Origin of the sequence: Sphingomonas sp. MS122, assembly GCF_049532975.1 — a bacterium.
Classification (GTDB): Bacteria; Pseudomonadota; Alphaproteobacteria; order Sphingomonadales; family Sphingomonadaceae; genus Sphingomonas.
The window spans coordinates 3292630-3307614 of sequence record NZ_CP186695.1 but is presented as its reverse complement, the minus strand read 5'-3'; the positions used below and the strand labels follow the sequence as shown (position 1 = coordinate 3307614).

At 65.9% G+C, this 14985-nt stretch carries 20 protein-coding genes; 11 read left to right on the top strand and 9 right to left on the bottom strand.

Annotated elements, in window-relative coordinates; all coding sequences use genetic code 11:
- Positions 1-230: 230 nt before the first annotated feature.
- Positions 231-1409: a vWA domain-containing protein gene (locus ACO227_RS16175; RefSeq protein WP_423603108.1), complete on the bottom strand. Its 1179-nt coding sequence runs from the start codon at positions 1407-1409 to the stop codon at positions 231-233.
- Between the two features lie 183 nt (positions 1410-1592).
- On the bottom strand, positions 1593-2168 hold the full coding sequence (locus tag ACO227_RS16170) for a CHAP domain-containing protein (RefSeq protein ID WP_423603106.1): 576 nt from the start codon (positions 2166-2168) through the stop codon (positions 1593-1595).
- Positions 2169-2313: 145 nt separating this feature from the next.
- Here ACO227_RS16170 and guaA point away from each other — a divergent pair, with 145 nt between their 5' ends.
- From guaA to ACO227_RS16145, 5 genes are all read left to right on the top strand, one after another.
- A complete protein-coding gene (guaA, locus tag ACO227_RS16165) occupies positions 2314-3870 on the top strand; it encodes a glutamine-hydrolyzing GMP synthase (protein WP_423603104.1) in 1557 nt (518 codons plus the stop codon).
- A 79-nt stretch (positions 3871-3949) separates the two neighbouring features.
- Entirely contained in the window at positions 3950-4315 is a 366-nt protein-coding gene (locus ACO227_RS16160; protein WP_423603103.1) for an NIPSNAP family protein, read from the top strand.
- A 42-nt stretch (positions 4316-4357) separates the two neighbouring features.
- Positions 4358-5020 carry a hypothetical protein gene (locus ACO227_RS16155; protein ID WP_423603101.1) on the top strand — a complete coding sequence of 221 codons (663 nt, stop codon included), beginning with the start codon at positions 4358-4360 and terminating at the stop codon, positions 5018-5020.
- 302 nt (positions 5021-5322) lie between these two features.
- On the top strand, positions 5323-5670 hold the full coding sequence (locus tag ACO227_RS16150; RefSeq protein WP_423603100.1) for an ArsC family reductase: 348 nt from the start codon (positions 5323-5325) through the stop codon (positions 5668-5670).
- A gap of 72 nt (positions 5671-5742) precedes the next feature.
- Positions 5743-6180, top strand: coding sequence for a hypothetical protein (locus ACO227_RS16145; RefSeq protein WP_423603098.1), 438 nt, complete (start codon positions 5743-5745; stop codon positions 6178-6180).
- 9 nt (positions 6181-6189) lie between these two features.
- Here ACO227_RS16145 and ACO227_RS16140 read toward each other — a convergent pair whose 3' ends face one another.
- Both ACO227_RS16140 and ACO227_RS16135 read right to left on the bottom strand, forming a co-directional pair.
- A complete protein-coding gene (locus tag ACO227_RS16140) occupies positions 6190-6405 on the bottom strand; it encodes a helix-turn-helix transcriptional regulator (RefSeq protein ID WP_423603096.1) in 216 nt (71 codons plus the stop codon).
- Positions 6398-6823: a hypothetical protein gene (locus ACO227_RS16135; protein WP_423603094.1), complete on the bottom strand. Its 426-nt coding sequence runs from the start codon at positions 6821-6823 to the stop codon at positions 6398-6400. Before ACO227_RS16135 ends, ACO227_RS16140 begins: the two co-directional genes overlap by 8 nt.
- Before the next feature lie 125 nt (positions 6824-6948).
- On the opposite strand from ACO227_RS16135, the gene panB reads away from it, so the two are divergent.
- The 6 genes from panB to ACO227_RS16105 all read left to right on the top strand — a co-directional run bounded on the left by panB (position 6949) and on the right by ACO227_RS16105 (position 11997).
- Positions 6949-7809, top strand: a complete 861-nt coding sequence (gene panB, locus ACO227_RS16130) for a 3-methyl-2-oxobutanoate hydroxymethyltransferase (protein WP_423603093.1) — start codon at positions 6949-6951, stop codon at positions 7807-7809.
- Positions 7810-7914: 105 nt separating this feature from the next.
- Positions 7915-8586 carry a tetratricopeptide repeat protein gene (locus tag ACO227_RS16125; RefSeq protein WP_423603092.1) on the top strand — a complete coding sequence of 224 codons (672 nt, stop codon included), beginning with the start codon at positions 7915-7917 and terminating at the stop codon, positions 8584-8586.
- Complete coding sequence (locus tag ACO227_RS16120; RefSeq protein ID WP_423603090.1) at positions 8583-9905, top strand: PQQ-binding-like beta-propeller repeat protein; 1323 nt, start codon at positions 8583-8585, stop codon at positions 9903-9905. Before ACO227_RS16125 ends, ACO227_RS16120 begins: the two co-directional genes overlap by 4 nt.
- A gap of 26 nt (positions 9906-9931) precedes the next feature.
- The gene (gene der, locus ACO227_RS16115) at positions 9932-11293 is read left to right on the top strand and encodes a ribosome biogenesis GTPase Der (protein ID WP_423603088.1); all 1362 of its coding nucleotides are present in this window, start codon (positions 9932-9934) and stop codon (positions 11291-11293) included.
- Position 11294: 1 nt separating this feature from the next.
- Entirely contained in the window at positions 11295-11498 is a 204-nt protein-coding gene (locus ACO227_RS16110; protein ID WP_423603086.1) for a sulfurtransferase TusA family protein, read from the top strand.
- Positions 11499-11577: 79 nt separating this feature from the next.
- The gene (locus tag ACO227_RS16105) at positions 11578-11997 is read left to right on the top strand and encodes an Hpt domain-containing protein (protein ID WP_423603085.1); all 420 of its coding nucleotides are present in this window, start codon (positions 11578-11580) and stop codon (positions 11995-11997) included.
- A gap of 3 nt (positions 11998-12000) precedes the next feature.
- Here the strand turns inward: ACO227_RS16105 and bfr are convergent, their stop codons facing one another.
- The 5 genes from bfr to ACO227_RS16080 form a co-directional block, all read right to left on the bottom strand.
- Entirely contained in the window at positions 12001-12483 is a 483-nt protein-coding gene (gene bfr / locus ACO227_RS16100) for a bacterioferritin (RefSeq protein ID WP_423603083.1), read from the bottom strand.
- Positions 12484-12586: 103 nt separating this feature from the next.
- Positions 12587-12757, bottom strand: coding sequence for a (2Fe-2S)-binding protein (locus ACO227_RS16095; protein ID WP_265116329.1), 171 nt, complete (start codon positions 12755-12757; stop codon positions 12587-12589).
- Positions 12758-12812: 55 nt separating this feature from the next.
- Positions 12813-14072, bottom strand: coding sequence for a DUF418 domain-containing protein (locus ACO227_RS16090; RefSeq protein WP_423603081.1), 1260 nt, complete (start codon positions 14070-14072; stop codon positions 12813-12815).
- Positions 14073-14095: 23 nt separating this feature from the next.
- Complete coding sequence (locus ACO227_RS16085) at positions 14096-14536, bottom strand: hypothetical protein (RefSeq protein ID WP_423603079.1); 441 nt, start codon at positions 14534-14536, stop codon at positions 14096-14098.
- 15 nt (positions 14537-14551) lie between these two features.
- Positions 14552-14968 carry a DUF3052 family protein gene (locus ACO227_RS16080; RefSeq protein WP_423603077.1) on the bottom strand — a complete coding sequence of 139 codons (417 nt, stop codon included), beginning with the start codon at positions 14966-14968 and terminating at the stop codon, positions 14552-14554.
- Positions 14969-14985: the final 17 nt, after the last annotated feature.

Below are 14985 nucleotides of genomic sequence, written 5' to 3'. Positions count from 1 at the left end.
CGAAGCTGCCGTCACTAGAAACCACATGCGCTCAGCATCCCACTCCGGTGAAGGTGGGTGCGAGCGAACAATGATCTTGACCTGATCGCCAGGCGCGAGAGCGAGCAACTCGTTTGCCGACGGCAGGAAATAAGTGTACGGCGCGCGGGCCGCATTCTCGCGCGGGTCATCGATCGAGACGGTGCCGAAGTGCCGGCGGAGCATCTGCCGCGCGGCGTGGGGAAGCAGCTTCATGTCTTCCGGCTCAATTCACGCATCGCGTCGTCCAGCCCCGCCAGCGTCAGCGGGTACATGCGGTCGTTCATCAGCTCGCGCAGGATGCGGACCGACTGCGAATAGCCCCATTGCTCCTCGGGGATCGGATTGAGCCATACGCTTGCGGGATAGGTGCTGGTGACGCGCTGCATCCATATCGCGCCGGCTTCCTCGTTGTAATGTTCGACCGAACCGCCGGGGTGGCTGATCTCGTAGGGCGACATCGAGGCGTCGCCGACGAAGATCACCTTATAGTCGTGGCCGAACTTGTGGAGCACGTCCCAGGTCGGCGTGCGCTCGGTGAAGCGGCGGCGATTGTCCTTCCACACACCCTCGTAGAGGCAGTTGTGGAAATAGAAGAATTCGAGGTTCTTGAACTCGGACGTGGCGGCGCTGAACAGCTCCTCGCAGAGCTTGACCCAGGGGTCCATCGATCCGCCGACGTCGAGGAAGAGGAGGAGCTTGACCGCATTGTGCCGCTCGGGGCGCATGCGGATGTCGAGCCAGCCCTGGCGCGCGGTGCCGTCGATCGTCGCGTCGATGTCGAGCTCGTCCGCCGCGCCTTCGCGCGCGAAGCGGCGCAGGCGGCGCATCGCGACCTTGATGTTGCGCGTACCGAGCTCGCGGGTGGAGTCGAGATTCTTGAACTCGCGGCCTTCCCAGACTTTGAGCGCCCGCTTGTGCTGGCTCTCGCCGCCGATGCGCACGCCCTCGGGATTGTAGCCGGAATTGCCATAGGGCGAGGTGCCGCCGGTGCCGATCCACTTGTTGCCGCCCTGATGCCGGCCCTGCTGCTCCTCGAGCCGCTTGCGGAGCGTCTCCATGATCTCTTCCCACGAGCCGAGCGACTGGATCGCGGCCATTTCCTCTGGCGTCAGATATTTCTCGGCGATCGCCTTGAGCCAGTCCTCGGGAATCGCTGCGGCCGCGTTGCCGAAGGTGGTGGAGATGCCGCGGAAGACCTTGGCGAAGACCTGGTCGAAGCGGTCGAGCAGCCCCTCGTCCTTCACGAAGGTGGCGCGGGCGAGATAGTAGAAGGCCTCGGGCGTGCGCTCGATCACGTCGCGGTCGAGCGCTTCGAGGAGGATCAGATGCTCCTTCATGCTGGCGGGAATGCCCGCGGCGCGGAGCTCGTCGACGAAGGAGAAGAACATGATGGGCGGCTCGCCATTCCGCTCATACGGGCCTGCAAGCGCGATCCTCTGCGCTCCGTTGCTCACGTACCTGAGTACGCTGCGCTCCGGTGCTCGACGATCACACTTTTCGGCTCCACCTGAGCGAAATGGCGAGCCACCCATCGCGGGCAGTCTGGCGCGGACGGGTCTCCGCGTCCAGCGTCAGCGCGCGTAGGCGTCGATCAGCGAGCCGACATAGTCGGGATTGCGGCCGGTGAGCTCGGTCGTGACCTTTGCTCTGGCGACCTTCGCGCCGTTCGCGGGGCGGCCGTAGATGAAGCCGTGGACCGGATAGGTGGTCGAGCCGAGCCCGCGCGTGTCGCGATACCAGACCTTGACCTGGCTCCAGTCGCCCGCTGGAGAGACGTCGAACAGCGTCACATCCTGCTCGACCTTGCCGCGCTTGCCGTCGAAGCGCGACCAGTTGGCATGGGTGACCATCACGACGCGCGGCTCGATGATGCGGCTGACCACCGAGACATGGCCGAGGGGCAGGGAGCGCGACTTGGCGAAGGCGACCACCGCGCCGACCTCGGGCACGTCGCCGCGCTGATATTTGCCCGCGGCCTGGCTCCACCACGTCCAGGCGTCGCCCCAGATCTGGATGCCCGAGGCCTGGCGCGCGAAGGGCACGCACTCACCGACATAGTCGAGGATCGACGCCGATGCCGGGGCCGCGAGGAAGAGCGCGCCGAGCAGCGGAAGCGCGATCCGGCGGGGGGTCCGGTTCGTCGTCATGGCGCTGTACCTAAGCGATCGTGCGCTTCGGAACGGTTTGCGGGTTCGGTTAAGCGCGTGGTGACCATGGCGGCGCGAGGAATCCGCGGGCGCGCAATTGGTTCCCCGGCTTTACACGCTGGGCCCACCTGCCTATCGGCTCGCCATGACACAGCCGGGCGAATCCATCCTCATCGTCGATTTCGGCAGCCAGGTGACCCAGCTCATCGCGCGCCGCGTGCGCGAAGCGGGCGTCTACAGCGAAATCGCTCCCTTCAGTTCCGCCGCCGAGGCGTTCGAGCGGATGAAGCCGGGCGGGGTGATCCTGTCGGGCTCGCCGGCGTCGGTGCTCGAGGAGGGCTCGCCGCGGGCGCCGCAGGCGATCTTCGATTCGGGGCTGCCGATCCTCGGTATCTGCTATGGCCAGCAGGTGATGATGCACCAGCTCGGCGGCACGGTGACGCTGGGCGACAGCGGCGAGTTCGGCCGCGCCTTCATCGAGATCGAGGACAGCTGCGTGCTGTTCGACGGCCTCTGGGCCGAGGGCGAGACGCACCAGGTGTGGATGAGCCATGGCGACAAGGTGACCGAGCTGGCGCCGGGCTTCCGCTCGGTCGCGACCAGCCCCGGATCGCCCTTCGCGGTCGTGGCCGACGACGCGCGGCGCTATTACGCGACCCAGTTCCACATGGAGGTGGTGCACACGCCCGACGGGGCGAAGCTGCTCGCCAACTTCGTGCGGCACGTGTGCGGGCTCAAGGGCGGCTGGACGATGGCGGAGTTCCGCCAGGCCAAGATCGAGGAGATCCGCAAGCAGGTCGGCAAGGGGCGGGTGATCTGCGGGCTGTCGGGCGGGGTCGACAGCGCGGTTGCGGCGGTGCTGATCCACGAGGCGATCGGCGAGCAGCTGACCTGCGTGTTCGTCGACCACGGGCTGATGCGCGCGGGCGAGGCGGACCAGGTCGTCTCGCTGTTCCGCGGGCACTACAACATCCCGCTGGTGCATGTGAACGCGGAGACGTTGTTCCTCAACGGCCTTGCCGGCGTCACCGATCCCGAGGCCAAGCGCAAGTTCATCGGCAAGACCTTCATCGACGTGTTCGAGGAGGAGGCGCGCAAGATCGGCGGGGCCGAGTTCCTCGCGCAGGGCACGCTCTATCCCGACGTGATCGAGAGCATCAGCTTCACCGGCGGGCCGTCGGTGACGATCAAGAGTCACCACAATGTCGGCGGCCTGCCCGAGCGGATGAACATGAAGCTGGTCGAGCCGCTGCGCGAGCTGTTCAAGGACGAGGTCCGCGCGCTCGGCCGCGAGCTGGGGCTGCCGGACGTGTTCGTGGGCCGCCATCCTTTCCCGGGGCCGGGTCTCGCGATCCGCATCCCGGGCGAGGTGACCAAGGAACGCTGCGACATCCTGCGCAAGGCCGACGCGATCTATCTCGAGGAGATCCGCAACGCGGGGCTCTACGATGCGATCTGGCAGGCGTTCGCCGTGCTGCTGCCGGTCAAGACGGTGGGCGTGATGGGCGACTTCCGCACCTATGACAGCGTGTGCGGACTGCGCGCGGTGACCAGCACCGACGGCATGACCGCCGACATCTATCCGTTCGACGCGAGCTTCCTGTCGCGCGTTGCGACGCGGATCGTCAACGAGGTCAAGGGCGTCAACCGCGTGGTCTACGACTATACGTCGAAGCCGCCGGGCACGATCGAGTGGGAGTGACGCGTACGAGCGGCGGCGATGGCGTCGCGGCCCGCGATCTCCTAGCTCATCTTCGAACCGCTTCGACGGAGATCATGGCGTGACCGGTGTGATCGAGATCCGCAGCTACGAGCTCAAGGCGAACGCCCAGGCGGCATTCGAGACGTTGTTCATCGAAGAGGTCACGCCTCTGCTCGCGGCATGGGGCCACCGGATCGTGTTCGCCGGTCGCTCGCTGCATGGCGACGATAGCTTTGTCCTGATCCGGGCATATGACAGTGAAGATCACCGCCGCGCGAGCCAGGACAGCTTCTACGCCAGCGACGAGTGGCGAAGCGGTCCCCGCGAAGCGCTGCTGTCCATGATCGACCGGTTCACCTCGAGCGTTCTCCCGATCGCCGATGAGGCACTGGCACTCTGGCAGGCAGAGCTTTCAGAGGCGAGCAACGCGAATGGGCGGCGCTAGATCGACCGGATGGGAGTAAGGCATGAGACGGGCGAAGAAGCGATGAGCAAGACCTCTCGCGCCGTCGTCAAGGGCCTGCGCCAGTTCGTCGACCTCGCGCAGCAGCGCGACTGGCTCGAGGGCGAGGCGGTTCTGCCGGACGCCGAGGAACGCTCGGAATCGCTCGAGCACCGCTTCAAATATGCCGAGCGCTTCCGGAAGCTGCTGCGCCGCCCGCAGGCGGATGAGACGCTGGAGATCCTCGGGCACTACGGCGCGGCCTGCATCCCCGTGCCGCGCATGACCGAGCGCTATTACTGGTCGGTGTCGTGCCTGCCCTCGACCTCCGACAAGCCGCTGGTCCGCGTCAATGCGAGCTGGATGGAGCTGTTCACGCTCTATGCCGACGGCGAGGGGGTCCGTGCCCGGTTCATCCTCCACCTCTCGGATTTCACTACGGACGGTTCGCTCGACCCGGAGCGGCTGGACGAGGGCTTGATCGAGGGCTGCGTCGCCGCGCCCGAGGATACCGGGTGGTTCTTCCCGCGCGGGAAGGACATCTTCGGCATCAACGTGCGCGGCAGCGGCTCGATCCGCACCTTCCTTGAATCGGGTCATGGGCTGCGCGCGATTCGGCGGTTCAACCTGACGCATATGAACCGCGGGCGGAACGCCTATCAGGCCAGCCACAGCTACAGCGTGGCGGACCATATGCTGGGCGATTGACCGGACTTTTCGTTCCGGGACGGCCCTGCGCGCAGCCCGCTTGACGAACCGCTGCCGCGCTGCCACGGGACTCGCCGTTTTGGGCAGGGGCCGCAAGCGGCGCGTGTCCGGACGAGGGCCGACCACAGGGGCGCGGCCGCCGGTATCCAAGCCTGACCCATGCGATCGATCGACGCGACGGCAAGACGGATCAGGGCGCTGGGTGAGGAATTCACTGCTGGCGAGCTCTCGGGACTGTTGAGCGGGACCGATGCGGCTGCCAAGGTGACTGCGATCTGGTCAGGACAGGTGTGCAATCTTCGATGAGCGTCTCCTTCTACGGCATCCCCAATTGCGACACGGTGAAGAAGGCGCGGACGTGGCTCGATGCCAATGGCGTCGCGTACGAATTCCACGACTATAAGAAGGAAGGCGCCGATCCCGCGCGGCTCGCCAAATGGGCCGAGGTGGTCGGATGGGAGCGACTGCTCAACCGCGCGGGCACGACCTTCCGCAAGCTCGACGAGGCGGACAAGGCGGATGTCAACGAAGCGAAAGCGTTGCGACTGATGGCCGCGCACCCGTCGGTGATCAAGCGGCCGGTGGTCGAATATCGCGGCGGCGTACTGGTGGGATTCAAGGTCGAGGAATGGGCGGCGGCGTTACTGTAACGAAACGATTGGCAAAACCACCATTTAGGGTAGGTTGCGCGGCATCGAACGACCCATAGGGGAGATGTTCCGATGGCAAGCAGTTTCGCGCAGAAGCCACCCGCCTGGCTCTATATTGTCGGCATTATCCTGCTTCTTTGGGGCCTGGCGGGATGCTGGGCCTTCTATATGCACGTCACGTTGGGCGCTGCGGCAAATCCTCAGGCAACTGACTGGGATCGCGCTTATTTCGCAGCGCTGCCGAGCTGGTTCACGATCGATTTCGCCATTGCGGTCGGCGCCGGTGTGCTGGGATCGATCGCCTTGCTCCTGCGATCGAAATGGGCGGTGACGCTCTACTGGCTGTCGTTGATCGCGGTGATCATCCAGTTCGGCTACATGTTCCTCGCGACCGATGTGATCGCGGTGAAGGGCGTGTCGTCGACTTTCTTTCCCGCCTTCATCTTCGTGATGGCGCTGTTCCAGGTCTGGTTTTCGAGCATGGTAAAGAGGCGCGGCTGGCTGCGCTGAGCCGGGCGGCTAGCCCCCCTGCCATTCGAACACCTCCTCCAGCGGCTTGCCGAACACGCGGGCGATGCGGAACGCGGTCTCGAGAGTGGGAGCGTATTTCCCCTGCTCGATCGCTGCGATCGTCTGACGCGTGACGCCAACTCGCTCGCCGAGCTCGGCCTGAGTCATTTCGCCCGCCATGAAACGCAGCATGCGAATCTGGTTGGCGATGGGCGGGCTAGCCATGCCAGCCCCTCCGGTAACCCGCGATTTCGGCCGCGCAGCGCACCACCTCCGCCACAACGATCGCCGCGAGAACGGCATTGACGAGTACCGACAAGCTGGAACTCACGAACAGTGTAGCCAATGCCAGCCAGAGCGCCGGAGCTAGCACGGCATAAGCGATGGAGGAGGCGCGGCGGGCGATCATGCGGTCCCGCTCATCGCTGGGACGCTGAGCCTCGCGGAGATTGGTCAATGCCACACCGATGGTCCCCACCGCCATCACTGTCGCAAGCACCGAGACCATACCGATGAACCAAGCGGCGCTGATGGGATTCAGCGCCCAGGGCGGAGTCCCCGATAGCAGCATCGCGAAATAGGGTCCGAAAGCCAGCAGAATTCCACCGAGCGATAACCAGGAGATTTTCTCGCGAAAAGGCATCTTGGGTTCCAGTGTTCGTTGAATGCGACTCTATGTAATTTTTATATAACATGGAGTCAATAACTTCGAACATACGCTCCGCCGTTTCGCTGGAATGGGGCGAAACGATCGGCTATCGCGCGGCCATGTCCACGACCTTCACCATCGACACCGCCACCAGCCGCGTCACGCCGACTCCGGCGCCGATGAAGCGGATGACCGTGCCGGCGATCCAGGCGCGCAAGGGCAAGGATCCGGTGGTGATGCTGACCGCCTATACCGCTCGCATGGCCCAGCTGCTCGACCCGCATTGCGACGTGTTGCTGGTCGGTGACAGCCTGGGGCAGGTAATCTATGGCCTGCCCTCGACGCTTCCGGTCACGCTCGACATGATGTGCGCGCACGGCGCCGCGGTGGTACGCGGCAGCTATCACGCGGTGGTCGTGGTCGACATGCCGTTCGGCAGTTACGAGGCGAGCCCCGAGCAGGCGTTCGCCTCGGCCTCGCGGATCCTGGCCGAGACCGGCTCGGCGGGGATCAAGCTCGAGGGCGGCGAGGCGATGGCCGAGACGGTCGCGTTCCTGACCCGCCGCGGCATCCCGGTAATGGGACATATAGGCCTCACCCCGCAGGCGGTGAATGCGCTGGGCGGCTATGGCACGCGCGGCCGCGACAACGCCGAATATGCCAAGATCATCGGCGACGCGAAGGCCGTGGCGGAGGCCGGCGCCTTCTCGATCGTCGCCGAGGGGGTGGTCGAGACGCTGGCGAACGAGATCGTCGCGGCGGTGTCGTGTCCGGTGATCGGAATCGGCGCCTCGGCGCAGTGCGACGGGCAGGTGCTGGTGACCGAGGACATGCTCGGCATGTTCGAGCGGACCCCGCGCTTCGTACGCAAGTTCGACGACATGGCCGGCCGCATTTCCGCCGCGGTTGAGACCTATGCGGCGGCGGTGCGCGACCGGAGCTTTCCGGGGGACGAGCAGGTGTACAAGCCCAAGGATTGATCCGCTTTCGTTTCCCGGTGACCGCGGCTAAGGTCCGCGCCCGCACGTCCTATATCCCCGATGGAGTTACCCTTGGCGCTGAGCCCGCAAAGCAATGAAGCCTTTATGCGTGAGGTCGATGAGGAGCTCCGCAAGGACCAGGCGTTGCACATCTGGCAGAATTACGGCCGCTGGATCATCGCGGCGGTGGTCGCCGGCCTGATCGCGTTCGGCGGCTGGCTCTACTGGCAGAGCCACAGCGACGAGCGCCGCGGCGAGGAAGGCGAGAAGTTCAAGGCCGCGATCAAGTCGCTGAGCCAGAACAAGGCGCAGGAGGCCGAGGCACCGCTCAAGGAGCTGGCGGCATCGAGCTCGCAGGGGTTCAGCGCGGCGGCGCGCTTCGCCCAGGCCGATGTGCTGTTGACCAAGAACGACCTCAAGGGCGGTGCCGCGATCCTGGCGGCGATCGCCGCGGACACGAAGGTGCCGCAGGAATTCCGCGACCTGGCGCTGATCCGCCAGACCGCCGCCGAATATGATTCGCTGAAGCCCGAGCAGGTCGTGTCGCGGCTGGGCGCGCTGGCGACCAAGGACAGCCCCTGGTTCGGCAGCGCGGGCGAGATGGTGGCCGTGGCCTATCTGCGGCAGGGCAAGCGTAACGAGGCCGGCAAGCTCTATGGCGAGATCGCCAAGAGCGAGGGCGTGCCGCGGGCGATCCGTCAACGCGCGGTTCAGATGGCCGGCGTACTTGGCGTCGATGCGGTCCCGGACGAGGGTGAGGACAAGAAGGCGAAATGATGAAGTCGGTTCGGATTCCCGTCGCGATGGCGGCGCTGGTCGCGCTTGGTGCCTGCGGCATCTTCAAGGGCGGCGACAAGAAGACGCCGGTGCTCGGCCAGCGCGTGCCGATCCTGGCGGCGGAGACGAGCATCGTCGCCGACAAGACAATCGCCGAGGTACAGGTGGTGCTTCCCGCACCCGAGACCAACGCGGCGTGGAACCAGCCGGGCGGCAATGCCGCCAAGGTGATGGGGCATCTGGCGCTGAGCGAGATGCCGGCGCGCGTCTGGTCCGCGAAGATTCCCGGCACCAGCGGCCGTACCCGGCTCGGCGCCGCGCCGGTGGTGGCGAACGGCACGCTGTTCGTGATGGATACCGAGGGCGTGGTGCATGCGTTCGACGCGGCGACCGGCGCGCGGCGCTGGCAGCTCTCGACCGTCAAGGGCGAAGAGAATCGCCGCGCCGCATTCGGCGGTGGGGTGAGCGCCGACGGCGGCCGCGTCTATGCGACCAATGGCCTGGGCGACGTGGTCGCGATCGACGCCGCCGCGGGCAGCGAAGTGTGGCGCAAGAAGCCCGGCGGCCCGCTGCGCGGCGCGCCGACCGTGGCGAACGAGAATCTCTACGTCGTCTCGCAGGACAACCAGCTGTTCGCGCTGAACCAGGCCGACGGCAACGTCACATGGACTCAGTCGGGCACGCTCGAATCGCAGGGCGTGTTCGGTGTCGCGGCACCCGCCTCGGCACAGGGCACGGTGGTCGCCGGCTTCTCGTCGGGTGAGCTCAACGCCTATCGCTACGAGAATGGCCGCACGCTGTGGAGCGACACGCTGTCGAGCTCGACCATGTCGACCTCGGTGTCGAGCCTCGCCGATATCGATGCCGAGCCGGTGATCGATCAGGGCCGCGTCTATGCCGTGGGGCAGGGCGGACGCATGGCGGCAGTCGAGCTCGCCAGCGGCCAGCGGCTGTGGGAGCAGAACATCGCCGGCATCTCCACGCCGTGGATCGCGGGCGAGTGGCTGTTCGTCGTCACCGACGATGCGCGCCTCGTCTGCATCGCGCGCGGCAGCGGCAAGATCCGCTGGATCTCGCAGCTGCGCGCGTTCCGCGACGAGGAGGACAAGAAGGGCCCGATCACCTGGGTCGGGCCGATCCTGGCGGGCAACAGGCTGTGGCTGTCCAATTCGCGCGGCGAACTCGTCTCGGCGTCGCCGACCGACGGCAGCGTCGGCGTGTCGCTCAAGGGCGAGGACGCAGTGAGCCTGAGCCCGGTGGTCGCCAACGGCATGCTCTATGTCCTGACCGACAAGGGCGAGATCACTGCCTATCGCTGAGCCACGGCTTGGGTTAGAGGGCGCAGATGTCCCGTCCCACCGTTGCGATCATCGGCCGGCCCAATGTCGGCAAGTCGACGCTGTTCAACCGCCTCGTCGGCAAGCGGCTGGCGCTGGTCGACGACCAGCCCGGCGTGACGCGCGACCGGCGTGAGGGCGACGCCGAGTTGCTCGGCGTGCCGTTCCGCATCATCGACACCGCCGGGTTCGAGGATGAGGATCCCTCGAGCCTGCCCGGTCGTATGCGCGCGCAGACCGAAGCGGCTGTGCGCGAGGCGGACGTCGCGCTGTTCATGATCGACGCGCGCGCCGGCATCACCCCGCTCGATGAGGAAGTCGCGCGCTGGCTGCGCAGCGCCGACGTGCCGGTGGTGCTCCTCGCCAACAAGGCCGAGGGACGCGCGGCGGAACCGGGCGTGCTCGAGGCGATGGCGCTGGGGCTGGGCGATCCAGTGCCATTCTCGGCTGAACATGGCGAGGGCATCGCCGATCTGTTCGAGGCGCTGCTACCGCATATCGACCGTGAGGACGAGGAAGAGGCGGAGGATTCAGAGGGCGACGAAGGACCGCTCAAGCTCGCCGTGGTGGGCCGACCCAATGCCGGCAAGTCGACCCTCATCAACCGGCTGATCGGACAGGATCGCCTGATCACCGGGCCGGAGGCGGGAATCACCCGCGATTCAATCGCGATCGAATGGCTGTGGGAGGATTTCGAGGGCAATGAGCGCCCGGTCCGCCTGATCGACACCGCGGGTATGCGCAAGCGCGCTAAGGTGCAGGAGAAGCTCGAAAAGCTGTCGGTCGCCGATGCGCTTCGCGCGGTGGACTTCGCCGAGGTCGTGGTGCTGCTGCTCGACGCGACCAAGGGGCTCGAGGTGCAGGACCTCAAGATCGCCGACAAGGTGCTGCAGGAAGGGCGCGCGCTGGTGATCGCACTCAACAAATGGGACGTCGCGGAGAATGCGTCGAGCCTGTTCAACGGCGTCAAGGCCGCGCTCGACGAGGGGCTGGCGCAGGTCAAGGGCGTGCCGCTGCTCACCGTCTCGGCGGCGACGGGGAAGGGGCTCGACACGCTGATCAAGGTCGCGTTCGAGACGCGCGAGGCGTGGTCGCGGCGCGTGACCACGGGACAGCTTAATCGCTGGTTCGAGCGCGCGATCGAGGCCAATCCGCCGCCCGCGCCCGGGGGCAAGCGGATCAAGCCGCGCTACGTCACTCAGGCCAAGACGCGGCCGCCGAGCTTCATCCTGTTCGGGACGCGGGTTGACCTGCTGCCGACCAGCTACCAGCGCTATCTGATCAATGGCCTGCGCAAGGAATTCGGATTCGGCGCGGTACCGGTGCGGCTGACGATGCGGCCGTCGAAGAACCCGTTCGACCGTGAATGAGGTGAGGCGGATCGACGCGCGCGGGCTAAGCTGTCCGTGGCCGGCGCTGCGGCTGGCGCGCGCGTTGCGGCAACAGGGGACGCCGCTCGAGATCCTCGCCGATGATCCCGCCGCTGAGCGCGAAATCCGGGCGCTGGCGGCGGCCCTGGGTGCGCCGGTGACGGCATTCGCGATCGATGGAAGTCCCGCATTTCGCGTAGGGTGAGCGCCCGCGTCAACCGGACGTTTACCGATTTGCCCTTATTGATCATACAGATGATACCGCATTCCGCGGGAGGGTGAATTTGGCGCCGCAAGATCCGAACGGGCTGGTTGACTGGGCCGCGTTTTCGCAGGCTCGTACCGAGCTCGGCGCCAATTTCGTGCGCATCCTCGGCTATTTCCATGAGGACGGCGTCAAATCGGTCGCGCAGATCGAGGAAGCGATGCGGTCCAACAACGCCGCGGCGCTCGTCCTGCCGGCGCATACGCTGAAGGGCGAATCGCACCAGTTCGGTGCCGAACCCCTGGCGGATTGTGCAGCGGCGATCGAGACGATCGCGCGCCATTGCGTCGAGAATCGCTACGAGCCGAGCGAGGCGCTGCCGCATGTCGTCGAGCTGCGCCCGCTGTTCGAGGCGACGCTGGCGCTGCTCGAGCGCGAGGCCAATCCGCTGGTCGAGCGGCGCCCGGCCGCCGCCTTTGGACGCCGCCCGGAGTTCTAGCGCCTACTCGCCCTCTTCGGGCTTCGAGTTGAGCTGCACGTAGTTCTGGATGCCCATGCGTTCGATCATCTCGAACTGGGTCTCCAGCGTGTCGATATGCTCCTCCTCGCTATCGAGGATCTGGCGGAACAGGTCGCGGCTGACATAGTCACGCACCTTCTCGCTATGCTCGATCGCATCCTTGAGCACCGCGACCGCCTCATATTCCAGGTCGAGATCGGCCTTGAGAATCTCCTCCACCGTCTCGCCGATGCGCAGGCGGCCGAGCAGCTGGAAATTGGGGAGGCCGTCGAGGAACAGGATGCGCTCCGACACCATGTCGGCATGCTTCATTTCGTCGATCGACTCATGGCGCTCGAAATCGGCGAGCCTCTTGACGCCCCAATGATCGAGCATTCGGTAGTGCAACCAATACTGATTGATCGCGGTGAGCTCGTTCTTGAGGACTTCGTTGAGGTAATCGATGACCTTCTGGTCGCCCTTCATGGGATGCGCCTCTTGTTGTTCAGGCGCGCGAGTATAGCGCCGAAAGGGCGCTTCAGACAGTCAAAAAATGGCGGTTTTCTGCGGCTTTCCGGACTTGCGAACGCTACGCAGCCGCACGCTCCGCATCGATAATCGCTCGCGCGAACGGCACGCACTGGCCGCATTTGGCCTGGCGCCCGAGCGCGCGATAGGCCTGGCAGGCACTCATCGCGCCCTCCCGCGCGGCCGCCCGCACATCCTTCTCGCGAATAGCATTGCAGACGCAGACGACCATCGAAACCCTCTCGCAGTTCGCAACAGTTAGGGCGACTGCGACTGATTCGCAATGGTTATTGCGTAACGTTCGCAACTGACCGGGGGAGCGCGCCGCCGGCCATTGATTGCAGCTTCCCGCGGGCGAGGCTGCGCCAGAGCCATTCGAGCGGGCCATAGGCGAATCGCTCGAGCCAGGGTTTCGACCAGATCAGCATCAGCGCCCAGATGGCGAACACGACGAGATAGACCTCGGCGCGCGACAGCTCGCCGTACCAGCCGAGGCCGTAGCCGTAGAAGAGGGTAGAGCAGATCAGGCTGGTGGCGAGATAGTTGGTGAAGGCCATGCGGCCCGCCGCGGCGATCCGCGTGGTGAGCGCGCCGCCGGGGCGCATGAGCAGGATGATCAGGCTGGCCCAGGCCATGATCATCAGCGGGCGGAACGGCACGACTGCGAACCACACGCCGGTCGTCACCGCGACGAGGCTGAAGTCCCTCGAGAGGATGAAGACGGCGAGCAGCGCATAGGCGGGGATGCCGATGCCGAAGCCGGTCAGGAGCCAGTTGCGATAGCGGCGGCGGTCCCAGCTTCCGGTAAGCATGCCGCTCTTCAGCCCGGCCATGCCGAACAGCATATAGGCCAGCGTCTCGCTTCCGAACTGGAACAGGCCGGCGAAGGGCAGGAAGCGCGCCTCGGCAAAGCGATGGACGGCGATTTGCCACCAGCTCCCGCGATAGATCGCCACCTGCTCGGCGAGCCAGGTCGCGGAAGGCTTGCCGAAGCCGCGTTCGAGCGCCACGGCCGCCTCGGCCATGCCCCGCTCGGCCGGCATCGCCTCGGCGACCGCTGCGGTGAAGGGTATGAGCGCGGCAATTCCGAGGTGGACGACGAGCAGGATCACGCCGACGGTCACAAGCGTCTTCACGCGCGCCTTGCGGAACAGGAAGGCGATCATGCCGATCAGCGCGTAATGGTTGAGAATATCGCCCCACCAGATCAGCCAGCAATGGAGCAGGCCGAACACGAGCAGCCACACCATCCGGGCATAATGGACGCGCGCCGGGCTCTCGCCCTTCGCTTCGGCGCGTTCGATCACCAGCAGCAGGGAAGCGCCGAACAGGAAGGAGAAGAGGCCCCGCATCTTGCCGTCGAACAGGATGAAGTTGACCAGATAGACGGCAAGGTCGACCCCGGTGTCGCCGCCATAGGCCGCCGGGTTGAAATAGGCGGGGCTGGGCATCGCGAAGGCGATGATGTTGAGCAGCAGGATGCCCATGACCGCGACGCCGCGCACGGTGTCCAGCGTGAGAATGCGGTCGCCCGCCGTGGTGGCCATGAAGTTCCCCGTAGGTGCCTGGGCTAGCGCCGCGCAATCAGTGCGATCGGAATGCCGACGAGCACGATGTGGCAGAAAAGCTGAGTCGAGATCCCGATCGCGCTCACGGGGAAGGTGCCGAAGCGCAACGGCACCGCGACGAGGTTCATCACCACATACGTGACTAGGCCGTAGATCACGCCCCACAGGATCGGCTTTGCCTTGAGTTGCGGCATGCGGTTGGCGGTGACGACGAAGACGGCGGCCATCACCGCCATCAATGCGAAATGGACCGCGAGCCCCGCCCAGGCCCCGGCGGCGCCCCATTCCTTCGCCGCGGGGAAGGGGCCCGAGGCGACGTAGCGAAGCATCGCATCGACCTTGCGGCCAAAAGCGAGCGTGAGGCCGGTGGCGGCGAGGATGTCGAGCGTGCCGGCGACCAGCGTGGCCACGGCGATGCGCTTGACGGTGCTCCAGTTCTGCATGCCTTCCCCTTCTTGTTATCCCGCAGGCCGCAATTCCTTGCGGATCATGAGCTTGAGCCCCGACCAGGTCTCGTCCACCGCGCAGACCTTCACATCGACCAGCCCCAGCGGCAGCGCGACCTCACGGATCGTATCCTCGGTGATGTCGGTGTCCGCCTTGGCGGCTTTCTTGGGCCAGGAGACCCAGATGAAGCCGCTCGGCGCGATGAGCTGGCGCAGCGCGGCGAGTTCGCATTCAAGCTTCGCGCGCTGCGTGACGAAAACGTGCGCCGCATCGATGCCGGCGCCCGGCGCCGCGAGCAGCTCGAGCCCCAACGCGTCGAGCGCGATCGCGGCACGGACCTCCGCGGGCATGTCGGCGATGAAGGCGCGCATGCCGGGCTTGAAACCGAGCTTGTCGGCGAGCGGGGTGGTCGAATAGCCGGCGGTCACTTACTGTCGTTCCTCTC

Coding starts and splice junctions, on each gene's coding strand:
- ACO227_RS16145 (WP_423603098.1), top strand. CDS start 5,743: ATGGCAAGCAGTTTCGCGCAGAAGCCACCCGCCTGGCTCTATATTGTC.
- ACO227_RS16175 (WP_423603108.1), bottom strand. CDS start 1,409: ATGTTCTTCTCCTTCGTCGACGAGCTCCGCGCCGCGGGCATTCCCGCC.
- ACO227_RS16120 (WP_423603090.1), top strand. CDS start 8,583: ATGATGAAGTCGGTTCGGATTCCCGTCGCGATGGCGGCGCTGGTCGCG.
- ACO227_RS16170 (WP_423603106.1), bottom strand. CDS start 2,168: ATGACGACGAACCGGACCCCCCGCCGGATCGCGCTTCCGCTGCTCGGC.
- der (WP_423603088.1), top strand. CDS start 9,932: ATGTCCCGTCCCACCGTTGCGATCATCGGCCGGCCCAATGTCGGCAAG.
- guaA (WP_423603104.1), top strand. CDS start 2,314: ATGACACAGCCGGGCGAATCCATCCTCATCGTCGATTTCGGCAGCCAG.
- ACO227_RS16125 (WP_423603092.1), top strand. CDS start 7,915: ATGCGTGAGGTCGATGAGGAGCTCCGCAAGGACCAGGCGTTGCACATC.
- ACO227_RS16090 (WP_423603081.1), bottom strand. CDS start 14,072: ATGGCCACCACGGCGGGCGACCGCATTCTCACGCTGGACACCGTGCGC.
- ACO227_RS16150 (WP_423603100.1), top strand. CDS start 5,323: ATGAGCGTCTCCTTCTACGGCATCCCCAATTGCGACACGGTGAAGAAG.
- bfr (WP_423603083.1), bottom strand. CDS start 12,483: ATGAAGGGCGACCAGAAGGTCATCGATTACCTCAACGAAGTCCTCAAG.
- panB (WP_423603093.1), top strand. CDS start 6,949: ATGTCCACGACCTTCACCATCGACACCGCCACCAGCCGCGTCACGCCG.
- ACO227_RS16135 (WP_423603094.1), bottom strand. CDS start 6,823: ATGCCTTTTCGCGAGAAAATCTCCTGGTTATCGCTCGGTGGAATTCTG.
- ACO227_RS16095 (WP_265116329.1), bottom strand. CDS start 12,757: ATGGTCGTCTGCGTCTGCAATGCTATTCGCGAGAAGGATGTGCGGGCG.
- ACO227_RS16085 (WP_423603079.1), bottom strand. CDS start 14,536: ATGCAGAACTGGAGCACCGTCAAGCGCATCGCCGTGGCCACGCTGGTC.
- ACO227_RS16155 (WP_423603101.1), top strand. CDS start 4,358: ATGAGCAAGACCTCTCGCGCCGTCGTCAAGGGCCTGCGCCAGTTCGTC.
- ACO227_RS16140 (WP_423603096.1), bottom strand. CDS start 6,405: ATGGCTAGCCCGCCCATCGCCAACCAGATTCGCATGCTGCGTTTCATG.